This window comes from Streptomyces griseoviridis (assembly GCF_005222485.1).
In the GTDB taxonomy this organism is placed as follows: Bacteria; Actinomycetota; Actinomycetes; order Streptomycetales; family Streptomycetaceae; genus Streptomyces; species Streptomyces hintoniae.
Genome location: NZ_CP029078.1, coordinates 136,028 through 158,918, shown reverse-complemented (window position 1 = coordinate 158,918; position 22,891 = coordinate 136,028). Strand labels below are relative to the sequence as shown.

The 22,891-nt window shown below is 72.9% G+C and carries 21 protein-coding genes; 10 read left to right on the top strand and 11 right to left on the bottom strand.

Annotated features, from left to right (window positions below):
- Window positions 1-7: 7 nt before the first annotated feature.
- Window positions 8-775, bottom strand: a complete 768-nt coding sequence (locus tag DDJ31_RS00630) for a DeoR/GlpR family DNA-binding transcription regulator (protein WP_127182274.1) — start codon at window positions 773-775, stop codon at window positions 8-10.
- A 1,001-nt stretch (window positions 776-1,776) separates the two neighbouring features.
- Here DDJ31_RS00630 and DDJ31_RS00625 point away from each other — a divergent pair.
- The 8 genes from DDJ31_RS00625 to DDJ31_RS00590 all read left to right on the top strand — a co-directional run bounded on the left by DDJ31_RS00625 (window position 1,777) and on the right by DDJ31_RS00590 (window position 12,220).
- Window positions 1,777-2,571 carry a DeoR/GlpR family DNA-binding transcription regulator gene (locus tag DDJ31_RS00625; protein WP_127182275.1) on the top strand — a complete coding sequence of 265 codons (795 nt, stop codon included), beginning with the start codon at window positions 1,777-1,779 and terminating at the stop codon, window positions 2,569-2,571.
- Window positions 2,572-2,864: 293 nt separating this feature from the next.
- Entirely contained in the window at window positions 2,865-4,337 is a 1,473-nt protein-coding gene (locus tag DDJ31_RS00620; protein WP_127182276.1) for a hypothetical protein, read from the top strand.
- A gap of 683 nt (window positions 4,338-5,020) precedes the next feature.
- Window positions 5,021-6,709: a sensor histidine kinase gene (locus DDJ31_RS38840; RefSeq protein ID WP_240678338.1), complete on the top strand. Its 1,689-nt coding sequence runs from the start codon at window positions 5,021-5,023 to the stop codon at window positions 6,707-6,709.
- 45 nt (window positions 6,710-6,754) lie between these two features.
- Window positions 6,755-7,039, top strand: coding sequence for a hypothetical protein (locus DDJ31_RS00610; protein WP_127182277.1), 285 nt, complete (start codon window positions 6,755-6,757; stop codon window positions 7,037-7,039).
- A gap of 253 nt (window positions 7,040-7,292) precedes the next feature.
- The gene (locus DDJ31_RS00605) at window positions 7,293-8,162 is read left to right on the top strand and encodes a spherulation-specific family 4 protein (protein WP_127182278.1); all 870 of its coding nucleotides are present in this window, start codon (window positions 7,293-7,295) and stop codon (window positions 8,160-8,162) included.
- A gap of 302 nt (window positions 8,163-8,464) precedes the next feature.
- Window positions 8,465-9,673, top strand: a complete 1,209-nt coding sequence (locus tag DDJ31_RS00600) for an MFS transporter (RefSeq protein WP_127182279.1) — start codon at window positions 8,465-8,467, stop codon at window positions 9,671-9,673.
- A gap of 344 nt (window positions 9,674-10,017) precedes the next feature.
- Entirely contained in the window at window positions 10,018-11,808 is a 1,791-nt protein-coding gene (locus DDJ31_RS00595) for a hypothetical protein (RefSeq protein ID WP_127182280.1), read from the top strand.
- Window positions 11,809-11,821: 13 nt separating this feature from the next.
- Window positions 11,822-12,220 (top strand): hypothetical protein, encoded by a 399-nt coding sequence (locus DDJ31_RS00590; RefSeq protein ID WP_127182281.1) that lies wholly within the window; start codon window positions 11,822-11,824, stop codon window positions 12,218-12,220.
- Between the two features lie 10 nt (window positions 12,221-12,230).
- Here the strand turns inward: DDJ31_RS00590 and DDJ31_RS00585 are convergent, their stop codons facing one another.
- The gene (locus DDJ31_RS00585) at window positions 12,231-12,692 is read right to left on the bottom strand and encodes a MarR family winged helix-turn-helix transcriptional regulator (RefSeq protein ID WP_127182282.1); all 462 of its coding nucleotides are present in this window, start codon (window positions 12,690-12,692) and stop codon (window positions 12,231-12,233) included.
- 79 nt (window positions 12,693-12,771) lie between these two features.
- On the opposite strand from DDJ31_RS00585, the gene DDJ31_RS00580 reads away from it, so the two are divergent.
- Both DDJ31_RS00580 and DDJ31_RS00575 read left to right on the top strand, forming a co-directional pair.
- Entirely contained in the window at window positions 12,772-13,140 is a 369-nt protein-coding gene (locus DDJ31_RS00580; RefSeq protein WP_127182283.1) for a VOC family protein, read from the top strand.
- 3 nt (window positions 13,141-13,143) lie between these two features.
- Window positions 13,144-14,070, top strand: coding sequence for a DNA-3-methyladenine glycosylase family protein (locus tag DDJ31_RS00575; protein ID WP_127182284.1), 927 nt, complete (start codon window positions 13,144-13,146; stop codon window positions 14,068-14,070).
- A gap of 19 nt (window positions 14,071-14,089) precedes the next feature.
- On the opposite strand, the gene DDJ31_RS00570 is transcribed toward DDJ31_RS00575, so the two are convergent.
- The 9 genes from DDJ31_RS00570 to DDJ31_RS00530 all read right to left on the bottom strand — a co-directional run bounded on the left by DDJ31_RS00570 (window position 14,090) and on the right by DDJ31_RS00530 (window position 22,782).
- Window positions 14,090-14,848: a GntR family transcriptional regulator gene (locus DDJ31_RS00570; RefSeq protein WP_127182285.1), complete on the bottom strand. Its 759-nt coding sequence runs from the start codon at window positions 14,846-14,848 to the stop codon at window positions 14,090-14,092.
- A gap of 110 nt (window positions 14,849-14,958) precedes the next feature.
- Window positions 14,959-15,672 (bottom strand): deoxyribose-phosphate aldolase, encoded by a 714-nt coding sequence (deoC, locus tag DDJ31_RS00565; RefSeq protein ID WP_127182286.1) that lies wholly within the window; start codon window positions 15,670-15,672, stop codon window positions 14,959-14,961.
- 181 nt (window positions 15,673-15,853) lie between these two features.
- Complete coding sequence (gene rbsD / locus DDJ31_RS00560; RefSeq protein WP_127182287.1) at window positions 15,854-16,309, bottom strand: D-ribose pyranase; 456 nt, start codon at window positions 16,307-16,309, stop codon at window positions 15,854-15,856.
- Between the two features lie 90 nt (window positions 16,310-16,399).
- The gene (locus DDJ31_RS00555; protein ID WP_127182288.1) at window positions 16,400-17,911 is read right to left on the bottom strand and encodes a sugar ABC transporter ATP-binding protein; all 1,512 of its coding nucleotides are present in this window, start codon (window positions 17,909-17,911) and stop codon (window positions 16,400-16,402) included.
- On the bottom strand, window positions 17,911-18,945 hold the full coding sequence (locus DDJ31_RS00550; protein WP_127182289.1) for a sugar ABC transporter substrate-binding protein: 1,035 nt from the start codon (window positions 18,943-18,945) through the stop codon (window positions 17,911-17,913). The genes DDJ31_RS00555 and DDJ31_RS00550 overlap by 1 nt, the downstream gene beginning before the upstream one ends.
- A gap of 147 nt (window positions 18,946-19,092) precedes the next feature.
- Entirely contained in the window at window positions 19,093-20,130 is a 1,038-nt protein-coding gene (locus tag DDJ31_RS00545) for an ABC transporter permease (RefSeq protein ID WP_240678339.1), read from the bottom strand.
- Window positions 20,127-21,044, bottom strand: coding sequence for a ribokinase (locus DDJ31_RS00540; RefSeq protein ID WP_127182290.1), 918 nt, complete (start codon window positions 21,042-21,044; stop codon window positions 20,127-20,129). Before DDJ31_RS00540 ends, DDJ31_RS00545 begins: the two co-directional genes overlap by 4 nt.
- 410 nt (window positions 21,045-21,454) lie before the next feature.
- Window positions 21,455-22,189: a chitinase gene (locus DDJ31_RS00535; protein WP_127182291.1), complete on the bottom strand. Its 735-nt coding sequence runs from the start codon at window positions 22,187-22,189 to the stop codon at window positions 21,455-21,457.
- A gap of 74 nt (window positions 22,190-22,263) precedes the next feature.
- Window positions 22,264-22,782, bottom strand: a complete 519-nt coding sequence (locus DDJ31_RS00530; RefSeq protein ID WP_127182292.1) for a lytic polysaccharide monooxygenase auxiliary activity family 9 protein — start codon at window positions 22,780-22,782, stop codon at window positions 22,264-22,266.
- Between the last annotated feature and the right edge of the window lie 109 nt (window positions 22,783-22,891).

Below are 22,891 nucleotides of genomic sequence, written 5' to 3'. Positions count from 1 at the left end.
GGCCGGGTCACGGCACGGGCACGGTGGTGACGTGGACCCCGGCCGCGGCGATGGCGTCGAGGCCACCACCGCGCGCGCCCTCGTCCGTGATCAGATGGTCGACATCGCCGGCCGGGCAGATGCGGGCGAAGGTGGCCCGGCCGACCTTGCTGCCGTCCGCGACCACCAGGACCGTCTCGCCGCTGGTGACGAAGGCCCGGTTGGTCGACGCCTCCAACTGGTCGTGGGTGGTGCAGCCGTGCGCCGCGCTGACACCGTCCACCCCGAGCACCGTGACGTCGGTGTGGTACTCGGCGAGCGCCTTCTCGGCCGCCGGTCCCACCAGTTCCCAGGTCCTGCTGCGCGCGTGGCCGCCGACCACGACGAGCGACACCTCGGTGTGCGGCACCAACTGGGCGGCGATGTCCAGGGCGTTGGTGACGATGGTGAGCGGACCGCGCTCGGCGAGCAGCCGGGCCACCTCCGCCGTCGTGGTGCCGCCGGTCAGTCCGACGACCGCGCCCCTCGGGATCAGTTCGACGGCCGCCTCGGCTATCGCCCGCTTCTGCGCGCGCGCCCTGCCCGCCCTGCGCACCGGGGGCGTCTCGTCGTACTCCTCACCGGCGACCGCTCCGCCGTGGGTGCGCCGCAGCACCCGCTGGTCGTCCAGGTACTGGAGGTCGCGTCGCACGGTGGCGGGGGAGACGTGCAGCAGATCGGACAACTCCACGACGTTCGCGCCGCCTTGGGCCACCACGTGCTCGACTATGCGCGAATGGCGCTCGGTTCTCAGCATGCGGCGCCCGTCCTCGTCGATGGCCCCGGTCACACCCAGCGACACCGGACCGCCCCCTTCCCTCGCACGGACACAGCGGGAACTCGCCCGCGTGAAACGGGTGTTCAGGCCTCTGGCGGGTTGGACTGTACCTGTTCGAGCTATCGGACGCCGCCGAGCGCGAACGGCGGCCAGGGGAGGGGCAGGAGGCCCCTGTCGACCAGGTCACGCGCGAATCTGCGCAGTCTCATCACCGTGTGAACAGTTTCAAGCACTTGACGTGATCGATTCTGCTCTGTTTACTCCCTTGCACACCGGGGAGCAAAAACCCGGTCCAGAGGTGCACCCAGCCGGTAGGCGCCGCTCGGCGACGCGAGCCCGGACCGAGTCGCCAGGCCGCCCACGGCGGCTGAGGCGGGGATGCATCCGCGCACGAGGGAGCTCGGCCCATGAGCCTGGTACGCGTTCGTCGGCGCGGCGGTCGGGGCCGCCAGGTCTCCCGCCGTCCGTCGAGAGTCCCCGCCGCCTCTTTTACGGGTGGCGCCGGATAGCGATTTAACAGACGCTCAGATGCTCCTTGGCCGCTGCATCGATATGGCGTTCCGGTGAGAAAACGCTTTCGTCCGCCACCGTCACTCCGAAGCGCCCCACTTCGATGCCGAGCGCCTTATGTCCTGTTTTTCGGAACCCGGCCCCTGTAAGGCATCGAAATACTCAGTCCCGTTGATCACTTCAACAGGATGTGGACGGCCGAACGTGAATACGGCATTACAGTTGGGTGATTATTGCCGTCCTTTGAGGCACCGTCACGGGAAAGTGACGGAAGGCCGGAGGCGCGGCACCGGAGTGGTCGCTGGAGCGAAAGGTCTGCCGATGGTGGGGTGCGGTCATCCCGACGCTTCGTGGCCCCCGGTCCCGGGATCGGGGACGGGGACGGCCGCCCCCGGCCGCGGGCGGACCGCGGGGACGTCCGGTCCCCTGGTCCCGCGCGGCTGCCGGCCGTGGAACCGGCGGGCCTGTCCATGAGCGAGCGCACGCGCGACGAGCGCATCTCGATCCTGCTCAAACTCCTCTCGCAGCGAGGGGAGCTGAAGGTCTGCTCGCTGCCCGCGATCCTGGGCGCCTCCGGTGCCACGGTCCGCAGGGACCTCGCCGTCATGGAGGAGAAGGGCCTCATCAGACGCTCGTACGGCAAGGTCACCGCGGCCCGCAGCAGCGCCGAACTCCCGGTCAGCCTGCGGCACTCGCTGAACATCGAGGCCAAGCGCCGCATCGGCGCCCTCGCGTCGTCGCTGATCCCCTACCGGCCGCTCACCCTGGCCCTCAGCGGCGGCAGCACCGTCCGCTCGGTCGCCAGGAACCTCGCGGGCCGGGCGGATCTGACGGTGGTGACCAACAGCCTGGACACCGCGGCCTCGCTGCTGTCCCGGCAGGCGGTCGAGGTGGTCGTGACCGGCGGCCACGCGCGCCCGCTCTCCAACGACCTGGTCGGGAAGGCGGCCGAGAAGTCGCTGCGCTCCCACCGCTTCGACTACGCGATCGTCGGCGCGGACGGCGTCAGCCTGGAGACCGGCATCACCCGGCACAGCGGCAGCGGCGCGAGCATCGACCGGATCATGATGGAGCAGGCCGATCACCGGATCGTCGTCGCCGACAGCTCCAAGCTGGGCAGAGCGCACGCGGCGAAGATCGCCGACCTGGACACCGTGCAGGCGATCGTGACGGACTCGCACGCCGATCCCGCCCTCGTCGCCGCGCTCCGCAGGATCGGCCTGGCCGTGACCCTGGTCGTGGTGCCGCCCAGCGCCAGGAAATGACCGCGCGGCTCTCGTGGGCCGGGTTGCGGCGGGCCGCGTGCCACCATCCAGGGTTCCACCACCGCGGGTGCGGGCGTCGAGACCCGCGGCCTCCACCTCGCAGGGCCGGCACCCCGCACCCGCCGCCGCCCCACGACCGTCCGCCCGCTTGCACGCCGCGCGATTCCGCGCGGCGGTTCTCGACGACGCTCCGGGACGCCCGGACGCCCGGTTCCACAGCCAGGGAGAGCCCCCACCATGAGCATGGCGACCACAGCGTCACCCGGCCCGCGTCCGGCGCGGTGACGCCCCGCATGTCACCGACCGGCTTCGCACCCCACGGCCGCGCCCTGCCGCCAGGGGACGCCGAGATCCTGCGCGACCTGCGCGGCGGCCACGGCTCCCTCCTCGCCCTGCTCCACCAGCGCCACCGCGGCGCGGCCCTCGCCTACGCGTCGACCTGCACCCCCTCACCCGACCTCGCGGACTCCCTGGTGACCGGCGCCTTCACCCGGCTGCGCGACCGGGTCGCCTCCCCGCGCCGCCTCGACGAGGGACGGCACGCCGGCTGCGTCCGGCTCCAACTGCTCGAATCCGTACGGCTCGACGCGGTGACGGCGGCGGTCAGGGCACCCGGCTCCTTCCACCGGCCCTTCGTCGACTGGCTCCGGGACGGCGCCGTGTGGCCGCTGGCCCAGGACGACCGCTGGACCCTCGCCTACGAGACGCTGCCCGCCGGACCGCGCTGCCTGCTCTGGCACTCCCTCGTCGAACGCGACGACACCCCGGCACTCGCCGCGATCAGCGGCCTGGCACCCGCCGATCTGACCATCGCGCTGCGGCGCGCGGAACAAGCGCTGCGCCACTCCCGCTCCGCACTGCACACCGAGCGACTCGACGGCGCCGACTGCGCGCCCTTCCTCGACCACCTCACCCGGCGCCCTGACGCACCCCTGTCGCCCCCGGTCGTCGAACATCTGCGCAGATGCCGGCGGTGCCGTGCCGTGCACGAGGAACTCGGCGAACTGCCCGCCCGCGCCGCCCGCCATCTGCCGCCGCGTCTGCTGGGCTGGTGGCCGAGCGAGGAGTACGCCCGCGCCAAGGCCCGCCGACGCGCCCCGGGGCCCCTGGCGACGGTGACGCCCCTCGCGCCCAGGGCGTCCGCGCGGACCGGCACCCGTTCCGGTGCCACCCCGGCCGCCCGGCACCGGCGCGCGCGGTGCGGGAGATGGTGCGCGCTCGTCCTGCGCACCGTGCGCAGAATGGCGTGGCGGGCGGTGGTGCTGGTGCTCGTCGCGGGCGCGGTCGTCGGGGGGCTGCTGGCCGAGCACACCACGGACCGGTGGTCCGCCGGGGGAGGGGGTGCCACCGCGCCCGCTCAGGACCCGCGCGCGCCGCTGCGGGCCGACCGGCCCATCGCCGCCGACCGGTTCGCCTCCGCGCAGGGGACCCTGGAGTTCCCCACCGACGCCCCCGGCGCCCGACGGCTCCCCGACGGCGCCTCGCTCGTCTACGAGCGGGTGCGCTTCGGCGGGCGGGACCTGGACCGGCTGATCGCCGAGGTCGCCCGGGTCACCCGGCGCCCGGCACGCCTGGAGTTCCGGCTCGGCGGCGGCCCGCGCGACGAACTCTGGACCACCATGGCCCTGTCGGCCGGACAGCGACCGCACGCGGTGGCGGCGGGGGTCCGCCCTCTGACAGGACGCCACGATCTGCGGGTCACGGCCCGCTGCGCGGGCGCCGGTTCATGCGCCGAACTGTTCTCCTTCCACCTGGCGACCGGCTGAGCCGACCGCCCCGCCCACCAACACCTCACCCGGCCATCCGGCGTGTCGCGAACGTCGTTCCCGCGCGCGTCCGACAGGGGCGGTGCGACGCCACGGGCATCCGTTTGTCCGCGCCATTCCGAACTGCTCACCCGGCCTGAACAATCGCCTGCCAGGCACGGCCGAAAAATGCCCCGCGGGCCATCCCCGAAGGCGCGTCCCTTTCCACTCGGGCAGCCTTTCCGGTCGCGACGGAAAAACCTGAAGAATAACCACCGTCGCTCAACTCCACACGCTGACCTGCGGCGGGTTCAGGTGGAAACGCGGGCCGAGCCGAAAAGGGGACTGCCGGAACGGAATCACCCACAGAAGTCGGCAGCGCCACCCGGCGCGTAAACCGGTCAACCGTTCAATAACGGGGCGCTGTCAACAGGGCGGAAAGCAGCGGTACGCAGTTGTACAGTTCACGACTGACAGCGCCACGGGAATCACCACCCCGCGGGGACAACGCCCTCCCCGTCGGCGGTCCCGCGCGTCACAGACCGGGGCGTCGGGCCGGGAATGCGTCGGCGCGTCAGCGGAACTCCCCCTCGAAGCTGCCGCCCCGCTCCCGCCCGATGCCCCCCTCACCCCCCCTCTCGCTTCTCGCCTCATCCCTCTCCTTGTCCCTCCCCGTCACTCCAGGCCCGTTCTCCGAGGAAGTCATGCCAGCTCGTGTGTCTCCCGCCCGCCCGGCCGCCCTCCACCGCGCCCCCCGCCGTACGACGTCACTGGAGCGGACGCTGCGCCACCAGGTCCACGCGCCGGTCGTGATCCCCGTCGTCGCCCAGGCCGTCCTGCTGGTGGCGGCCGTGATCGCCTCGACGACCACCCGGCTCCCGGCGGCCACGCTGCTCGCGGCGGTCGCGGTCGGCGGGTTCCTCGCCGCCCTGACGGCGGCCCACCGGGCGCGGACCGCGGTGACGTCCCTGCGGCGGACGTTCGACGACCTCAGGGAGGCCGATCTCGACACGATCACCGAGGCCGCCCACACGCTCGACAGATCCGTGCGCCGAGCGGTGCGCGACCTCTGCGAGCGGGACCAGCCGCCCGCCACCGAGGGGCCCGGAGCACCCACCCCCGAACGTCACGGCCAGCCCGCCTCCGAACACCCCGCCCCGCCCGTCCCCGGCAACGCGGCCCCGGCCGTCCCCGAGAACGCCGGCCCGCCCGTCCCCCGGAACGCCGCTGCCTCCGCCCCCGATGGCGCCGCTCCGTCCCGGTCGGGCGACCCCGCCGAGGGGGTGGTCCGGCTCCTCGACGGCCTCCGGGACGACGCCACCACCGCCCTGGCCCGTGTGCGCGACGACGCGCCGAACGAAATCGTGCGCCACCTCCAACGCCATGTGACGCAGCGTCGACTCAGCACTATTGGGAGGGCATTGCACGCGCTCTCCGCCGTGCAGTGGCTCACCGACGAACCCGTGCTGCTGGACGAGATCTACCGCGTCGACCACCTGGTCACCCGGATGCGGCGGCTGGTGGAGAGCAGGGCGGTGCTCAGCGCCGAGCCGCTGCGCCGAGGGCGCCGGCCGGTCGACGTGACCACGGTGCTGCGCGGCGCGGTCTCCGAGGCCACGCAGTATCCGCGGGCGATCGTCGAGGGCGGTCCTGACGGCACCGACCTGGCCCTCCCCGGGCATGTGGGCCCCGATCTGGCCCATCTGCTCGCCGAGTTGGTCGACAACGCCTGCGACAACTCCGACCCGGCCACGCTGGTCCACCTACGGGCCAGGCGGGTCGAGGGCGGTCTGGCGATCGAGGTCGAGGACCGGGCCGCACCGATGAGCCCGCAACGCCGGGCGCGGCTGAACGCGCTCCTGCGGGAGCCCGAGGGGCCCGACGCGGGCGAGCAGGTCCGCAAGGGACAGCTCGGGCTGCTCACGGTGGCGAGGATCGCCCGCAGGCACGGCGTCCGCGTCCACCTCCTCGCGAACGCGTCGGACGGCACGACGGCCCTGGTGACCGTCCCCGCCGCCCTGCTCGTCGACGCCCAGCCGCCCGCCCCCGTCCGCATCCCCCTGCCGCTCAGGTCGGTCGGACCAGGGCCCGACCTGCTGTCCGGCCGGTCGGGGCGTACGGTCCCGCCCGTCCTCCCGCGACCGCTCCGGTCGTCCCACCACCCGGCCCCGCAGCCCCCGCCCGCCCCCGCCGACGTGCCGTTGCCGCGCCGCACACCCTCGCGGCCGGTCGACGGAGCGCGGTCGGTCGGGAACCCGGGGCGCAAGGATCTGGCGGCGGCGTTCAGGAGAGACCTCCGCGCCACGGACGCGGAAGCCGACGGCGCGTCCGTGCTCCCTCTCGCGCCACCCGGCGACGCCGGGCAGGACGCGGCTCCCGCCCCCCACCGGTGAGCCCACCGGGCCCAGCGGCCCCGAGCCGACAGGAGGCGTCGCTCCGTGCAGCCCTTCATCGACCTCACCCTCGACATCCTCGACCGCCACCCGGCCCCGGGCACCCTGGACGCGCTCCCCGGACCGAGGAACGGCGGGGCCGCACCGGCGCGAGGAGCGGCCCCGCCTCCGGGCACCTGCCCCAGCCGCCGCTGCGGCGGCCGGTTCCTGCTGCGGCACGGCGAGGGCGGCGCGACCGTCTGCGTGGCCTGTTCCGACCTGGCCGACGAACACCACCGGGGCGCCCACGACCAGGCACCCCACGAGTACTGCCCCGCCTGCCCGCCCTGACCGGAACCCAACCGCACACCCATGGTGAGTAGTTCACCCTCCGAAACCATCGACCCCTCGACTCCCACCCGAACCGGATCTAGGGTGACGACGTCCTCCGGGACGCACCACCCGGACCCATCGCCCGACGTCAACACCTCGCGCCCCAGGGGCAGTTGAAGAACCTCAGTTGAACAACCGCAGTCGGAGAACCGCCCACCGCGAGGGCAGCACCGAAGGACCCCCACCTCCCCCCACACGCAAGGGAACACGCATGACCCGAACCTCCCGGTCCGCCCTGGCCTGTGCCGCGCTGGCGCTCACCGCCGCCCTGGCGGTCACCGCGGCTCCCGCCGACGCCGCGGCCCCCATGTCGGACAGCGCGTCGGCCGGCGCCCAGAAGGTCTCCGTACCCGCCTACTTCGCGCCCGGCGCCACCTGGGACCGCCTCAACGGCGGCGCGGGCACCGTCGGCCTCGCCGTCGCGAACCCGAGCAGCGGACCCGGCGGAGGCGACGCGCAGTACACCACGGCGATCAAGGCCGCCCACGCCGCCGGGGTCACCGTCATCGGCTATGTCCGCACCGGCTACTTCGGCTCGACGGGGATCACCACCACGTCGGGCTCCACCGACCCCGCGGAGTGGATGCGCCAGATCAAGGCTGAGGTCGACGTCTGGTACCGGCTCTACGGCACCGCGGGACTCGGCGGCATCTTCTTCGACGAGGGACAGGCGGACTGCGGCCCGTCCAACACCCATGTGAACCGGTACACCGAGCTGCGCGACTACGTCGAGAGCCGCTACGGCGCCTCCGCCGTGGTCGTCGACAACCCCGGCACCGGCGCCGCCCAGTGCTACTCGGCCGCCGCCGACACCCTCGTCACCTTCGAGGGCAGCGCGGCCTCCTACCGCACCTTCCAGCCGCAGGCGTGGGAGGCGGGGGCTGCCGCCGACAAGATCTGGCACCTCGTCTACGACAGCCCGGACGAGACGAGCCTGCGCGAGACGATGGCGCTGAGCCGCAAGCGCAACGCCGGACATGTCTACGTCACCCCGGACACCCTCGCGAACAACCCCTGGGACTCGCTGCCGCCGGAGAGCTACTGGAACACCGAACTGACCCTGGCCCGCTCCACCGGCTGAACCGCGGGACCGCGCGGAACGCCCCGGCCACCGTCAGGGAGACGACGGCGGCCGGGGCGCCCCCGCCTCACCGGCGCCGCGCGCCCGCCCGTGACATGGATCACTGAACGACACACCCCGACCATGGAATGCGCGACCGCACCACATTGCTGCACGCTCCGGGGCTTTGCCGGCAAGGACGCTGGACAGAAACGGTCACGGGGGTCGCAGTCGGCGGACACTCCCCGTCCGCCCCTGCTCCCCGCATCCCCGCTCCGCTCCCTCGTCTCCCCGCCGCTGTCCCCGAAAGGTCCACCTGCACCATGCCACTGGCTCTCCTGGCCCTGGCTGTCGTCGCGTTCGGCATCGGCACGACCGAATTCACCACCATGGGCCTGCTGCCCCAGATAGCCGACGGCCTCGGCGTCTCCGTCCCCCAAGCGGGCAACCTCGTCTCCGCCTACGCCCTCGGCGTCGTCATCGGCGCCCCCGTGCTGACCGGCATCGGCGCGCGGATCCCGCACAAGCGCCTCCTGCTCCTGCTGTCCGGCCTGTTCGTGATCGGCAACGCCGCCTCCGCCGTCGCCCCCACCTTCGGCCTGATGTTCGCCGCCCGCTTCCTCGCCGGACTCCCGCACGGAGCCCTGTTCGGCGTGGGCGCCGTCGTCGCCTCCCGGCTGGTCGCCCCCGACCGCGCGGCCCGCGCCGTCTCCCGCGTCTTCCTCGGGCTGACCATCGCCAACATCGTCGGCGTCCCGGCCGGCACCGCGCTCGGCCAGCAACTGGGCTGGCGGTGGGCGTACTGCGCGGTCGCCGTCATCGGCCTCGTCGCCCTCGCCGGGCTCGCCGCCTTCGTGCCCCACCAGCCCAGGGGAGAGCAGTCCGGCATCCGCCACGAACTGCGCGCCATGGGCAACCGGCAGGTCGCCATCGGCCTGGCCACGGCCGTGGTCGGCTTCGGCGGGTTCTTCGCCGTCTACAGCTACCTCGTCCCCATGCTCACGCACCTGACGGGCATCTCCGACTCCTCCACCACCCTGGTCCTCGCGCTCTACGGCGTCGGCATGACCCTGGGCACCCTGGTCGCGGGACCCCTCACCGACCGCGCGCTGCGCCCCACGCTGTACGCCGGGATCGCGCTGCTCGCCGCCGCGCTGGTGACGCTCTACTTCACGATCCACAGCACCTGGCCCGCCCTCGTGACGGTCACGTTCATCGGCGCGATGGGCTCCCTCATCACCACGCCCGTCCAGATGCTGCTCATGGTCAACGCGAAGAACGCCCCCACCATGGCGGCGGCCTCCAACCACTCGGCCTTCAACCTCGCCAACGCGGCCGGAGCCTGGCTCGGCGGTCTCGTCATCACGGCGGGCTGGGGCTGGGCCGCCCCCACCCTGGTCGGCGCGGCCCTCGCCGTCGCGGGACTCGGGCTCGCCGTCACCGGCGGCCTGATGGACCGGGGCGGCCGCCCCTCCGAGGTGATCACGTCGTCGAGGCCGACGGCGGACGCCACCGAGCCGAACCTGAACTGAACCGTCCCCCTCCGGGCCCGCGCGACCCGCGCGGGCACCCGAGGCGGGCCGCCGCCGATCCGTCGCCGATCCGCCGCTGACGGGCAACAGGCGGTGGACATAAGGGGATTCGGGCCCGGCGGGACCGGGGATGCCATAGAGTGCGGCCACTGATCTCGGGGGTGGGGACCGGGGGCACCAGGGAAGTCGTCGCGGGGGAACAGGGCACGTCGACGCCCTCGCGCGGTCGTCAGGCGCCGAACCGTACGCGCCGCGCACCGCGCGAATCGGCCGCACCGCGCCCCACCCTCACCCGTCCGCGCCCCCGGACGCTTCGCGCTCGGCGACAACGGGAGGGGTTCGGTATGAACACGGCACGGGGGTACTTACCGGTCGGGAGAGCGCCGGGTGACGTCACCCGCTACCTCTGCGCGGCGGCCTACCTCGACGACGCCTTCGCCGACCGCGTCGTGGAGGACGTCCTCGCCGACGAGGCGAGCGCCGCCGTCCCCGCGCCCGGCGTCGACCTGGTGGCCGTCGTCCGACACAGCCTGGCGGCCCAAACGCTCCACAACCGCCGCGATCTGCGCCTGACCGTCTCCTTCCTCCTGGTGGCGGTCACCGCCCCGCTGTGGCTCGCCCTGGTGGCACTGGTCTTCAGAATCCCCCGGCGCCCGGCGACCGGCCGCGACCGTGCCGTCCGCGATCGTGCCGCCCGCGGCCAACGCCTGTCCGCAGGCAGTTTGTTGACGAGCATCGGGACCGCGGCCGGGCTCCTGGTGGTCATCACGCTCTGCGCCGGCCTCACCGCCTCGTCGCTGCCGCTGTCCGGATTCACCGGCTGGCTGCTCGGCGCCTATCTGCACGGCGTCCCGGCCGCCCTCGCCTTCCTCGCCGCGGTGACCTACGCGTACGCCACCGTCGTCGACCACGATCTCGACGTCGACCTGCTGCTGCGCACCGGGCTGACCCGCGAGGCGTTCGACCCGGCGGACGCGCCCGCCCCGCCCCCGCAGGAGTGGATCGCCGGGCGGCTCACCGCCCTCGCCGAGGCGCGCGACGGCAACGTCACCGTGTACAGCGGCTACTCCCCGTGGGTCGGCTACCCCGAGGCACTCTCCGAGTGGCCGCTGACCGTCCCGCTGCTGCCCGCCGAGGACGCCCTCGGCAGGAAGGACGGCGCCGGGGGACCGCGGCCGTTCACCGTCCCCGACCTCGTCGCCCACGTCCGCGCACAGCTCCACGAGATCGCCGGCCACCACGACGCCACCCCCGGGGCGGCCACGACCGGCGGCCGGCCCCAGGACACCCCCGACCAGGCCGACTTCCTCGGCTTCCTCGGCTCCCTCGGCTCCCTCGTCGTCGAGGACCGGATCTTCGTGAAGGGCACGACGATCGGCGACGACGAGCGGTTCCTCCGGGAGGAGGCGCTCTCCCCGGCGGCCCGGCTGCCCGCCGACGCGGTCGAGCAGATCATGCTCAGCCCCACCGGCACGCTCCGCCACCAGCTCGCGATCCACCTGCCGCTGTGGGGCGGCGACATCGTCCCGACCGTCTTCCTGCACTTCGCCACCGTGGGAAGGACGCTCCATCTGCGGGTCGTCAACCACCTGCTCGGCCCGGTGCGCGCCGAGTACCACGCCGTCGACCGGCTGCGCGGGCCCCTCGCCGAGGACGCGCGACGGGCCCTGTTCGTCGACGCCCTCCGCCACACCGGCGCCAAGCTCATCGCCGCGCCGCGGCGCGCCGACCGGCAGTCACGCTTCGACGCCCACCACGACCAGTGGATGGCGGACGAGATCAAGGCCATGGAGCAGGACCCCGAGTACGACTTCGGCGCCCGCACGAGCATCAGGGCGCTGGCGCTCAGCCCCGAGTACCACGACTACTTCCAACTCGTGGACGCCCAACAGATCCTCTCCCTGGTGCAGCGCCACACCCTGCTGGCCGTCCGAGAGTTCCTCGACGCCCGCGGCTGGGACACCACCGACCTCCGCGACCAGCAGCAGACCATCCTCAACCAGGGCGTCATCCAGCAGGGCGGGCTCAGCATCGTCGGCAACCAGGCGGTCGGCCCCGACGCGACCGCCACCCAGCACCTCCCCCGGCAGGGCGGTGCGGGCGCCCCCGGCCCGACGGCCCGTCCCACCCAGTAGAAGGGGCTCCACCATGCGTGACGACGACCGACGGCAGGACCCCCCGGTCAACAACGGGCTCATGATCAGCGGCGGCACCCACTACGTGGGCAACCAGGCCGTCGGCCCCGGTGCCCAGGCGATCTCGGGACCGGTCTCCTTCCAGCTCCAGGACCCCGAGCGGACCACCGAACTCCTCGTGCGGGTCGAGCGGTTGCTCCAGGCCCACCTGGCCGAACTCGCCGACCCCGCGTCCACCACCCGTGAACTGCGGCGCCTGCGCGAGGAACTCGGAGAGCCGCAGCCCCAACCCACCGTGATCCAGCGCGCCTTGACCCGCCTCAACGACTTCGTCCAGCCCGTCACCCCGCTCGTCGTCGCCGTCGGCGAACTCACCAGGTCCGTGCAGGGCCTGCTGCCCCCGGGCCACTGAGCCGACGGCGTCAGGGGTTCAGCGCACCCGCTATCCGGTCGAGGTCGTCGAGGAGCGCGGCCAGCCGGCCGTCCGGGACCGTCCGGATCATGCGGGCCTCGATCGCGTAGACGTCCGCCTGCGCGGCCCGCAGCCGACCCTCACCCTCGTCGGTGAGGGTCGCCGGGCGGGCGCGGCCGGTCTCGGCGACGTCCGGGCGGGTGAGCAGGCCGCTGTCCTGGAGCCCCCGCAGGACGACGTTCATGGACTGGCGGGTGACGAAGGTGGCACGCGCCAGCTCGGCGTTGGAGAGACCGGGGCGGGCGGCGAGCACCTCGAGGCACGCGTACTGGGGCACGGTCAGACCGTGCGCGCGCAGCGCCTGGTCCATGGCGCCGCGCAGCGCCGCGTGCGCCTTCTTGAGCCGGTAGCCCACATGGTCGAGGACGCTGTCGGCCGGGTGCGGCGGTTCCACCTGAGCTCTCTCCGTCATGTTCGTATTTTGACACCCGCCGGGGCGTGCCCTAGCGTCATGAATGTCAAAGTCCTGACATTGATTCGAGGAGTCCACCATGACCGTCCGCATCGAAGGACCCGACTTCGTGGCCCTCCAGGTCCGCGACGTGGAAGCCGCCGCCGCGTTCTGCGAGCACCACCTCGGCCTGCGGCGCGCCCCCGCCTCGCCGCCCGGCGCCGTCGTCTTCGACACCAAGCCCATCCCGATGGCCGTCAGGCAGCCGCTGCCCGGCACTGACCTGGACGCCGGCCGCCCCGGCCTCGGCGTGGCCCTCTGGTTCGCCACCTCCGACGCCCACGCCCTGCACGACCGGCTCACCACGTCAGGCGTCGAGATCCTCACCCCGGTCACCGACAGCCCGTTCGGCCCGATGTTCTCCTTCACCGGCCCGGAGGGCTACGTCCTGACGGCCCACGGAGCCTGACCGGTGCCCGCCGCCTCCCTCACCCCCGCGGGGCCGTTCTCCCTGGCCGCGTCGATCCGGTTCCTGGAAGGCTTCACCCCCGCCGCCCACGACCAGGATCACGACCGGGTCCTGCGCCTGGCCTTCCCCGCCGACGACGCCCACGGCGTGATCGGCTGCGCCCTGCGCCAGAAGGAGGCGGCGGCCGGCGGGCCCCCCGCCCCGGTGCGCGCCGAGTTCACCGTCCACCCCGGCCCCGACGCCACCCCGGCAGGCGCCGCGCGCGCCCAGATCGCCCGCATCGTCTCGCTGGACGTCGACGGCTCGGGCTTCGCGGCCGTCGGCGAGCACGACCCGGTCGTCGCGAGCCTGCTGGCCCAGTACCCGGGACTGCGCCCGGTCCTCTTCTGCTCCCCCTACGAGGCCGCCGCCTGGGCCGTCATCGGCCACCGCGTCCGCATGACCCAGGCAGCCGCCGTCAAGGCCAGGATCGCCCGCGACCACGGCCGCGCCGTCGACGTGGCGGGCCGGCGACTGCACGCCTTCCCCACCCCCGAGGCGCTGCGCCGCCTGCGCGACGTCCCCGGCCTGACCGACGTCAAGGTGGCCCGCCTGCACGCGATCGCCGAGGCGGCCCTGGACGGCGAGCTGGACGCCGGGGCCCTGCGCGCGCTGCCCGCCGACGAGGCCCTGCGCACCCTGCGACGGCTGCCCGGCATCGGCCCGTTCTCGGCGGAACTCGTCCTGATCCGCGGCGCCGGGCACCCGGACGTCTTCCCCGTCACCGAATCCCGGCTGCACCGGGCCATGGCCACCGAGTACGGCCTCGACGCGGCCGCCGCCGGCGACCCCGCCGCACTGGCCGGGATCGCCGACGGCTGGCGCCCGTTCCGCAGCTGGGTCGGGCTGCTCCTGCGCGCCCGCGCACAGGAGCGCGGGCCGGCCCGCTGACCCGCGCGGCAACCGGTTCCTACCGGCGCACCAGAAGCGAGGTGACGCGCAGCCGGCCGCTGTGGATCCACACGTCCGAGTACTCCACCGGGCGGTCGTCGGCGAGATAGGTGACCTGCTGGAGGTACTGCACGGGCGCGCCCTCGTCGAGCGCGAGCGCCTCGGCGACCTCCGCCGTGGCGGCCTCCGCGCCGAACGTCCGGCGGGCCGTGGCGATCTTCAGACCGTAGGTGCCCTCCAGGACGCCGAAGAGGCTGGACGCCGTGAAGTCGACCTCCTCGATGCCCGGGGCGAGGTCGGTGCGCACGAAGTTGGAGAGCAGCGCCACCGGGCCCTCGTCGGTGGCGCGCACCCGGGTCAGGCTCAGCACCGGCGTGCCGGGCGCGAGATCCAGCAGCGCGGCGACGGGCCGGGGCGGGACGATCAGCGAGCACTCGCGGACCGTGGTCGTGGTGACGACGCCCTGGCTGGCGAAGTCCTCGGAGAGGGTGCTCAGCTTCTGGGCGATGGCCGGTTCGATCGTCGTCGAGGTGACGAAGGTGCCGCGCCCGCGCACCTGCCGCAGCAGCCCCTCCTCGATCAGGGTGGTCAGGGCCCGGCGCAGGGTGCCGCGGCTGACGCCGAACTCCTGGGCCAGTTCGGGTTCGCTCTTGAGGCGATAGTGCGCCGGCCACTCGCCGCCGGCGATCCGCAGCCGGATGTGTTCCGAGATCTGGACATGGATCGCCGTGGGGACATCCCGCTGGATGCCCGGAAGTCCCCGTTCGTCGGCCGTCACAGTCGTCGCATCTCCTTCTCGCGTCGGGCCGGAGGAGTCGGACGGCTCCGGCCTCGGGTGGGCCGTGCCCCGGCCGCGGGCGGCGGCCGGGGCACGGTGGTGAGGGCAGGTCAGTAGCTGGCCGTCGACTCGTCCCCGGTGTCGGTGATGATCGACAGACCGGCGCTGGTGCCGAGCAGCGAGGCTCCCGCCCGCAGCAGGGCCAGGCCCTGCCGGTAGCTCTTGATGGAGCCGGACGCCTTGACCCGGACCCCGTCGCGCGCCCGCTCGACAAGGTAGCCCACGCTCGCCGGGTTCGCCGTCTCGATCTGTCCGCTGCTGGCGTTCTTCAGGAAGGCGGCGCCCGCCTCCATGGACAGTTCGACGGCGGCCTCCTTCTCCGCGTCGGTCAGCAGGGGCAGTTCGAGCATGACCTTGACGGGCAGTCCGCTCGCGCGGACGACCCCGGCGATGTCCTCGCGGAAGTCGTCGAAGCGACCGCTCTTGAGCCAGCCGATCTGCACGCCCATGTCGAGCTGGTCGGCGCCGAGCCTGGCTATCTCGGCGGCCTCGGCCGCCTTGCCCGCGCTGGTCATCACGCCGACGGTGGGGAAGTCGAGCGCGGAGGCGACCTCGACGCCGGTGCCGCGCAGTTCGGCGACGACGACGGGCAGCCAGGAGGCGGGCACCATGGCCGCGTTGAAGCCGTGCGTGACGGCCTCCCTGGCGTGGGCGATCATCTCGTCGCGCGACGCGTCCGGGTCGATCTTGGTGTGCTGGATGTAGGGCGCCAACTCGGCCGGGGTCAGCGTGAGTTCGGAGGCGGTGACGGTGGTTTCGGACATGGGGTGTTCTCCCTGGGATCGAATGCGGCGGGGCGGCCGGCCGGCAGAGGCCGGTCCGCTCGGTCGGGGCCGCCGCGTGGTGACGTCCGCCGGTGCGGCGGAGCCGGTGGCGGGTGGTGCGCGGCGCGGGCCGCGCGGGCCGTCGGGCGGGTGGTGCGCAGCCGGCGACGGGTGAGGTCGCTCAGACCTTGGACGCGTACTGCTCGGGGACGACGACGCCCTCGCCGCCGAACCAGCGCGGCGCGTCGACCCCGCAGAACAGGCCGATGTTGCCCCAGGGCTCGAAGGCCCCGGTGCGCACGACGACCTTGGCCTGCCGGGCGAGGCCGCCGAGCACCTCGGCGTGCGGGCGGGTGGTGAACTCGGCGCCGGTGAACCGCTCGCGCAGCCACGCGTCCAGCCGCGGGTTGTGGGTGGGGACGTCCTCGGCCCGCACCACGCCCTCCACGACCAGTTCGTCGGCGATCAGACCGAGCACGGTCCGCAGGTCGGGCAGGTTCTCGGCGAGCGCGAGATCGACGCGGTGCGCGTCGCGCGGCACGGGGAAGCCCGCGTCGACGACCAGCAGCAGATCGGTGTGGCCGAGAGTGGCGAGGGCCCCGCTCAGTTCGGCGTTGAGGATGCCGGAGCGCTTCATCGGTCGGTTTCCTTTCGTGGGGTCATGCGGTTCGTGAGGTCACGGGGTCGTGCCGGGGGACGACGGGGGAGGGGCGGCGGCTGTCGGCGGTCAGGCGGCGGCCCGCTTCGTCCCGGTGGCCAGCGCCATCACGGACTCCTCGGTGGCGTCCGCGGTGTCGACGACCGCCACCAGGCGGCCCTCGCTCATGACGGCGATCCGGTCGGTGAGGGTGAGGAGTTCGGGCAGGTCGGAGGAGGAGCAGAGGATCGCGAGCCCCTCCTCGGCGAGCCCGAAGAGCCGCGCGTAGATCTCCGCCTTGGCGCCGATGTCCACGCCCCGGGTGGGTTCGTCGAGGATCAGCACCCCGGGGTCGATGGCCAGCCAGCGGCCCAGCACCGCCTTCTGCTGGTTGCCGCCCGACAGGCTGGTGATGGGCTGGCCCATGGTGGCCGTCTTCACCCGCAGCCGCTCCGCCTGTTCCGCGGCTGCGGAGTCGAAGGCGCGACGGCGCAGCAGACCGAGCCGGCTGAACGTCCTCGTGGTGAGTGCGCCGACGTTCTCACCGACGCTCATCGTGGTCAGCAGCCCCTGCGCGCGCCGCTCGCCGGGGACGAACGCGAGCCGGCGCTCGACACTGGCGATCGGGTTGCGCCGCTCGTAGGCCCGGCCCAGCAGCTCCACCGTGCCGCCGCTGCCGCGCTCACCGCCGAAGAGGTTGTGCAGCAGCTCCACCCGCCCGGAGTCGGGCAGCCCCGCCACCCCGAGGATCTCACCGGGACGCAGGTCGAAGGAGACACCGGCGTGCCGGCGCCCGCTCAACTCCCGGACCTTGAGCACGGGTTCGGCCGCGCTCCGGTCGGCGGACGGCTCCCGGCGGGTGAACTGGCCGAGCTCGCGGCCGACCATGGCGGCGACCGCCCGCTCGGGCGTGGTGTCGGCGCTGCGCCAGGAGGCGACGTGACCGCCGTCGCGCAGCACCTGGATGTGGTCGGCGAGGCGGAAGACCTCGGGCATGCGGTGCGAGACGTAGAGCATGGTGGTACCGGCCGCCTTGAGCCGGTCCATCAGGGCGAAGAGGCGGTCGGCCTCGGCGGGGGTGAGCATCGCGGTCGGCTCGTCCAGGATCAGCACCCGGCAGCCCCTGGCGACCGACCTGGCCACCACGATGAGCTGCTGGGTGGCGAGGTCCAGGCTCCGCACGGAGGCGCCCGGGTCGAGCGCGAGGTCGAGTTCGTCGAGGAGTTCGGCGGTGCGCTCCACCATGCGGCGCCGCGAGGGGAACCAGCGGCTGCCCGGCTCCACCCCGCTGAGCACGTTCTCCGCCACGCTGCGGTCGGGCAGCAGGGACAGTTCCTGCGGGACGATCGCGACACCGTGGCGGCCCAGCATCGTGCTCGGGTCGAAGGAGGTGACCTCCTCGCCGAAGACGCTCACCCCGCCCTCGCTGGGCGGCTGGAGTCCGGCGAGGATCTTCAGGAGGGTCGACTTGCCCGCGCCGTTCTCCCCGAGCAGCGCGGTGATCTCCCCGGCGGGCACGTCGAAGGAGACGTCGCGCAGGGCACGCACCGGCCCGAAGCTGCGGGACAGACCACGTACCTGGATGGCGGGGTCGGCCGGCATCAGTCCTCCACCGTGGCGTCGGAGAGGTTGGCGCGGGTGATGAACTGGGCGCCGGTGTCCACTCCGGTGATCTTCGTGCCCTTGGTGAGGAAGTCGTTGAGCACCTTGACGGCCTGGTAGCCCTGCTCGGTCGGGTTCTGGCTGATGGTGAAGTCGAGGACCCCGCGGTCGACGTACTCGGCGGTCTGGGTCAGGAGGTCGAAGCCGCCCATGGCGATGCCGTCCGCGTGCCCCGACCGGGACACCCACTTGGCGGCCGCGGTGGTGGAGCAGCAGTCGAGACCCGCGACGGCGACGACCTTGGACTGCCCGGACATCGTCGACTCGACGGTGTTGTAGGCGGCGTTGGGCTCGTTGCCGACGTTGACGGGGCCGACGATCTTCAGCCCGCTGCCCTTCATGCCCTCCTCGAACCCGGAGAAGCGGTCGTGCGACCAGCCGGCGCCGGTGTCCACGGAGAACACCACGACGGACTTGCCGGCGACGTCGCCCTTGAGCTGCTTGCGCAGCTCCTCGGCCTGCGCCTTGCCCGAGCCCTTGAGGTCCTGGCCGACGAAGCCCATCTGCTCGGAGTCGGGGTTGTCGGTGTTGAAGGAGATGATCGGGATGCCGGCCTTGTACGCCTGGCCGATGACCGGCTTGAGGGCGTCGCTCGACGCGGAGGAGACGGCGAGGCCGTCCACGGCCTTCTGCTGGATGAGGGTCTGTATCTCGGAGACCTGCTTGGCGGCGTCACCGCCGGTGGGGCCGATGAGCGCGACATCGGCGCCCAGCTCCTTGCCGGCCCGCTTCATGCCCACGGAGATCGGCGTGGCGAAGGCCAGGGAGGGGTCGTGGTAGCTCAGCTTGACGCGCATCGGCTTGTGGTCGTCGATCCGCTGCTGGATGTAGTCGGCGAGCTTGAAGGAACCGTCCTTCGAACCGTTCGAGCTGCCCGAGTCGGCGGCGGTGACGGCACCGCATCCGGTCAGGGCGAGGGCCGCGGTGGCGGCCGTGACGGCGGCGAGTGATCTGAGGAGCGTACGCGGGGACATGGTGACTCCTTTGTCGTGTCCGACGGCGGTGCGGTGTGGTGAGGGGCAGGGCAGGGCAGAACGATGTGAGGCGTGAGGCGTGGGGCGGGTGGGGCAAAGGGGTGGGGCGGGACCCGGGCGGTGCCGGGCGCCGGCGGTGCGGGCCGGTCAGGCGCGGCTCTTGCGCCTGCGCTGCCAGGTGTCGGCCGCGACGGCGGCGACGATCACGAGACCGGTGACCACGGTCTGCCAGAAGGACGAGATGCCCTTGATGTTGAGGATGTTCTGCAGCAGGCCGATGAAGGCGACGCCGATGACGGTGCCCCACATCGTGCCCGAGCCGCCGAACAGCGCGGCGCCGCCGATGATGACGGCCGAGATGACGGTGAGTTCGAGGCCCTGGCCGGTCACCCCCTGCACATAGGAGAGGAAGGACAGCCCGAGGACGCCCGCGAGAGCGGCGGTGAACCCGGAGAGCACGAACGCGGCGAGCTTGACCCGCTTGACGTTGACGCCGACCAGCCGGGCCGCCTCCTGATTGCCGCCCACCGCGTAGGTGTTGAAGCCGAAGCGGGAGCGGGCCAGGAGCACCACGCCGACGGCGGCGACGGCGGCGAAGAACACGAACTGCATGGGCACGACGCCGAACAGCCGCCCCTGACCGAGCAGGTTGAACTCGGCGACGCCCGGCTTGGACGAACTCAGCGAGATCGGGGCGCCGTCGGAGATGAGCAGGGCGACACCCCGGAAGACGCTGAGGGTGCCCAGGGTGACGATGAAGGAGGGGACGCCGAGGACCACCACGGCCAGCCCGTTGACGAGCCCGGCCAGGACGCCGACGGCCAGTCCGACGAGCATCGCCGCGGGCCAGCTCCAGCCGTCCGAGATCAGCATGCCGGTGGAGATGGCGGAGAGCGCGTAGGTGGAGCCGACCGAGAGGTCGATCTCGCCGTTGAGGATCACGAAGGTCACGCCGACGGCCATGATGCCGATCTGCGCGATCTGCTGGCCCACCGAGAGCAGGTTGTCGGACTGGGCGAAGGTCGGCGAGAGCACGGTGCCCAGCAGGAACAGCAGTACCAGCGCGGCGAACACCCCCGCCTCGCGGGCGTGCAGCAGCCGGCGCAGCGCCGACGGGAGCTGCCGGGCGGAGTCGGGGCCCGGCGACGCCGCCGGTGCGGGTGAGGTGGACGTGGTCAGAGTCACGAGGCGTTTCCAATCCGGGCGTTCAGCTGGTCTCTGGTGGGAAGGGCGGGGATGACGCCCGCGACGGAGACGGTGTGGGCGCCGGCCGCGGCGGCGAACCCGGCCGCCTCGGCGACGGGTCGGCCCTCGGCCAGGGCGACGGCCAGGGCGGCGGTGAAGGAGTCGCCCGCACCCGTGGTGTCGACGACGGACCTCGCCCGCAGCGGCGGCACGGCGGTGACGCCCGACGCCTCGGCGACGAGCGCCCCCTGACCGCCCCGGGTGAGCAGGGCGACCCCGCCGGTGCGCTCGCGCAGGGCGCTGACCAGTTCCTCGTCGTCGAGCCGGTGCTCCGCGTCGAGGCCGAGGAGGACGGGTGCCTCCGTCTGGTTCGGGGTGATCACGTCGATCAGCGGCCAGCACGCGTCGGGCAGCGGCCGGGCGGGCGCCGGATTGAGCAGGGTGCGGGTGCCGTTCTCACGGCCGGCACGGAGCGCGGCGACGACGGCGTCCTCGGGGATCTCCATCGAGACGATCAGGATGTCGGCGGCGGCGATCTCGGCGCGGAAGCCCTCGACGGCGGCGGCGTCCAGCTCGTCGAGGGCGCCGGGGGCGATGGCGATGCGGTTCTCCCCGGACGGCTCGACCAGGATGAACCCGACCATGGTGGGTGCCCCGGCGGTCAGCACCCGCGAGGCGTCGACCCCTTCCGCCCGCCACAGCTCGTGTGCCGCGCGGCCGAAGTCGTCGTCACCGACCGCGGTGAGGAGCGCGACCTCGGCGCCCAGCCGGGCGGCGGCGACGGCCTGGTTGCTGCCCTTGCCACCGGGGCCGGGAGCGAAGGTACCGCCGGAGACGGTCTCGCCCGCGGCGGGCGCCTTGGGGACCCGCATGGTCAGGCCGGCGCCATAACTTCCGACAACCGCGATCTTCATCGACACACCACTTTGTGTATGGACAACCATGGACAAGCGAGAGCGTAGGTACAGGGATGTCCATAGTCAACGGGTGTGCAGGAAGTGTTTTTCAGGCCGTCGACGGCAGACTTTCGGACAACGGCAGGCCAGCTGACCACGCGGCCGGGGCGACGAGCGCGACCGCCACGCGGCGCGTGGGAGGGACGGCGGACGCCGCCCTCGGCGCCTTCGCGGGGGCGCAGGGGATGTCAGGGGGGGGCGGCATGCGCGAGGTGACGGCGATGCGCACGGAGGCGGGTACCTCCACGGCGTCTTCCGGGACTGCGCCGTCCTCCGCCGCGCCTTCCGCGGCGTCGTCCGTGACTCGCCGGACGCGGACGGGCCGTCCCGGCAGAACCGGGACGGCCCGAACGTGGAGAGGGTGCGCGTCAGCAGCTGAGGTTGCCGCCCGGGTCGACACCCAGGATCTGCGTGAAGCGCTGGTAGTTGTCGATCCGGCTCTGGACCTGCGTCGGATTGCCGCCGTCGCACTCCAGGCTGCCGTTGATGGACCGGATGGTCTGCCCGAACCCCGCGCTGTTGACCATCGCGTTGTGCGCGGTCATCGTGCCGGGCCCGTTCTGCGTGTTCCAGTACCACAGGCCCGTTTTCCAGGCCACGGACGCGTCGTTCTGCACCAGGTCCGGATTGTTGAGCAGATCGATGCCGAGCGCGTCCCCCGCGCTCTTGTAGTTGAAGTTCCAGCTGAGCTGGATCGGCCCGCGCCCGTAGTACTTGTCGGTACCGGCCGGGCAGCCGTACGGCTGTGAAGTGTCGCAGTAATGAGGGTAGTTGGCGGTGTTCTGCTCGACGACGTAGACGAGCCCGCCGGTCTCGTGGCCGACGTTGGCGAGGAAGGCCGCGGCCTCCTGCTTCTTCACCGTGTCGCTGCCGGTGTTGCTGAATCCGGGATACGCGCCGAGCGCGTCGGTGAGTCCGCTGTAGGTGTAGAAGGAGTTCCGGCCCGGGAACATCTGGTTGAACTGCGCCTCGCTCACCACGAATTCGGCGGCGGCGGTGGAGGATTCGGCTTTCTGGGCGACGGCGGCCGGAGCGAGCGTCAGCGTACCGAGCGCGGCGGCGGCACCGGTGGCGGCCAGCAGGCCGATTCTGTGGACGTGCACGAGGATGACTCCTGTCGATCGGCGCGTGGGGGGAGTGAGCGGGGAGGACGGGACGCGCGGCCCCGACCCGGCGGTCAGCCGCCGACGTTGACGTCGATGCAGGCGTAGAACGCGTTGTCGGTGTCGGCCACGTTCCAGACGGCGAGGACCTTCTGCTTGCCGCTCAGGGCGCCGAAGTCGACCTGGTGGTCGACCCGCGCGCCCGGCTGGGCGCCCCCGTCGTCGAAGAGGGCGATGCGCTGACCGGCCACGTAGTACTCCCAGGTGCTCGTGGAGTGGCGCGCGGTGAGCTGCCAGGAGAACGTGGTGCTCTTCGCCACCGGGGTGACGGTCCAGCCCTTGCTGTCGTCGTCGAGGTCGGCGAACCGGCTGTTGCCGCCGCTGCAACTGGTCAGCCCCTTGGGGCCCTCGACGCTCTGCGGCTCATAGGTGATGTCCCCGCAGGAGACCGTGGAGGCGGCGCACTGCGCCTGCCGGCTGGGCGGGTCGGAGATGTAGCCGTGCGCGCTCGCCGACGCGGCGGGCAGGCTGACGGCGATGACGGGGGCGAGGGCCGCGCCGATGAGCACGGCGGTCTTGCGTCCCTGGTGCATGCGGAACTCCTTCACTCCAGGCCGCCCCGGTGCGCGCACGGTCGTGTGGGGGACCGTACGAGCGGGCGCGGCCACTCGTGGGTGGGGCCAAGAGGCGCGAAGGTGACGC

Coding starts and splice junctions, on each gene's coding strand:
- DDJ31_RS00590 (WP_127182281.1), top strand. CDS start 11,822: ATGCGTGACGACGACCGACGGCAGGACCCCCCGGTCAACAACGGGCTC.
- DDJ31_RS00600 (WP_127182279.1), top strand. CDS start 8,465: ATGCCACTGGCTCTCCTGGCCCTGGCTGTCGTCGCGTTCGGCATCGGC.
- DDJ31_RS00625 (WP_127182275.1), top strand. CDS start 1,777: ATGAGCGAGCGCACGCGCGACGAGCGCATCTCGATCCTGCTCAAACTC.
- deoC (WP_127182286.1), bottom strand. CDS start 15,672: ATGTCCGAAACCACCGTCACCGCCTCCGAACTCACGCTGACCCCGGCC.
- DDJ31_RS00595 (WP_127182280.1), top strand. CDS start 10,018: ATGAACACGGCACGGGGGTACTTACCGGTCGGGAGAGCGCCGGGTGAC.
- DDJ31_RS00585 (WP_127182282.1), bottom strand. CDS start 12,692: ATGACGGAGAGAGCTCAGGTGGAACCGCCGCACCCGGCCGACAGCGTC.
- DDJ31_RS00580 (WP_127182283.1), top strand. CDS start 12,772: ATGACCGTCCGCATCGAAGGACCCGACTTCGTGGCCCTCCAGGTCCGC.
- DDJ31_RS00605 (WP_127182278.1), top strand. CDS start 7,293: ATGACCCGAACCTCCCGGTCCGCCCTGGCCTGTGCCGCGCTGGCGCTC.
- DDJ31_RS38840 (WP_240678338.1), top strand. CDS start 5,021: ATGCCAGCTCGTGTGTCTCCCGCCCGCCCGGCCGCCCTCCACCGCGCC.
- DDJ31_RS00550 (WP_127182289.1), bottom strand. CDS start 18,945: ATGTCCCCGCGTACGCTCCTCAGATCACTCGCCGCCGTCACGGCCGCC.
- rbsD (WP_127182287.1), bottom strand. CDS start 16,309: ATGAAGCGCTCCGGCATCCTCAACGCCGAACTGAGCGGGGCCCTCGCC.
- DDJ31_RS00555 (WP_127182288.1), bottom strand. CDS start 17,911: ATGCCGGCCGACCCCGCCATCCAGGTACGTGGTCTGTCCCGCAGCTTC.
- DDJ31_RS00530 (WP_127182292.1), bottom strand. CDS start 22,782: ATGCACCAGGGACGCAAGACCGCCGTGCTCATCGGCGCGGCCCTCGCC.
- DDJ31_RS00540 (WP_127182290.1), bottom strand. CDS start 21,044: ATGAAGATCGCGGTTGTCGGAAGTTATGGCGCCGGCCTGACCATGCGG.
- DDJ31_RS00630 (WP_127182274.1), bottom strand. CDS start 775: ATGCTGAGAACCGAGCGCCATTCGCGCATAGTCGAGCACGTGGTGGCC.
- DDJ31_RS00620 (WP_127182276.1), top strand. CDS start 2,865: ATGTCACCGACCGGCTTCGCACCCCACGGCCGCGCCCTGCCGCCAGGG.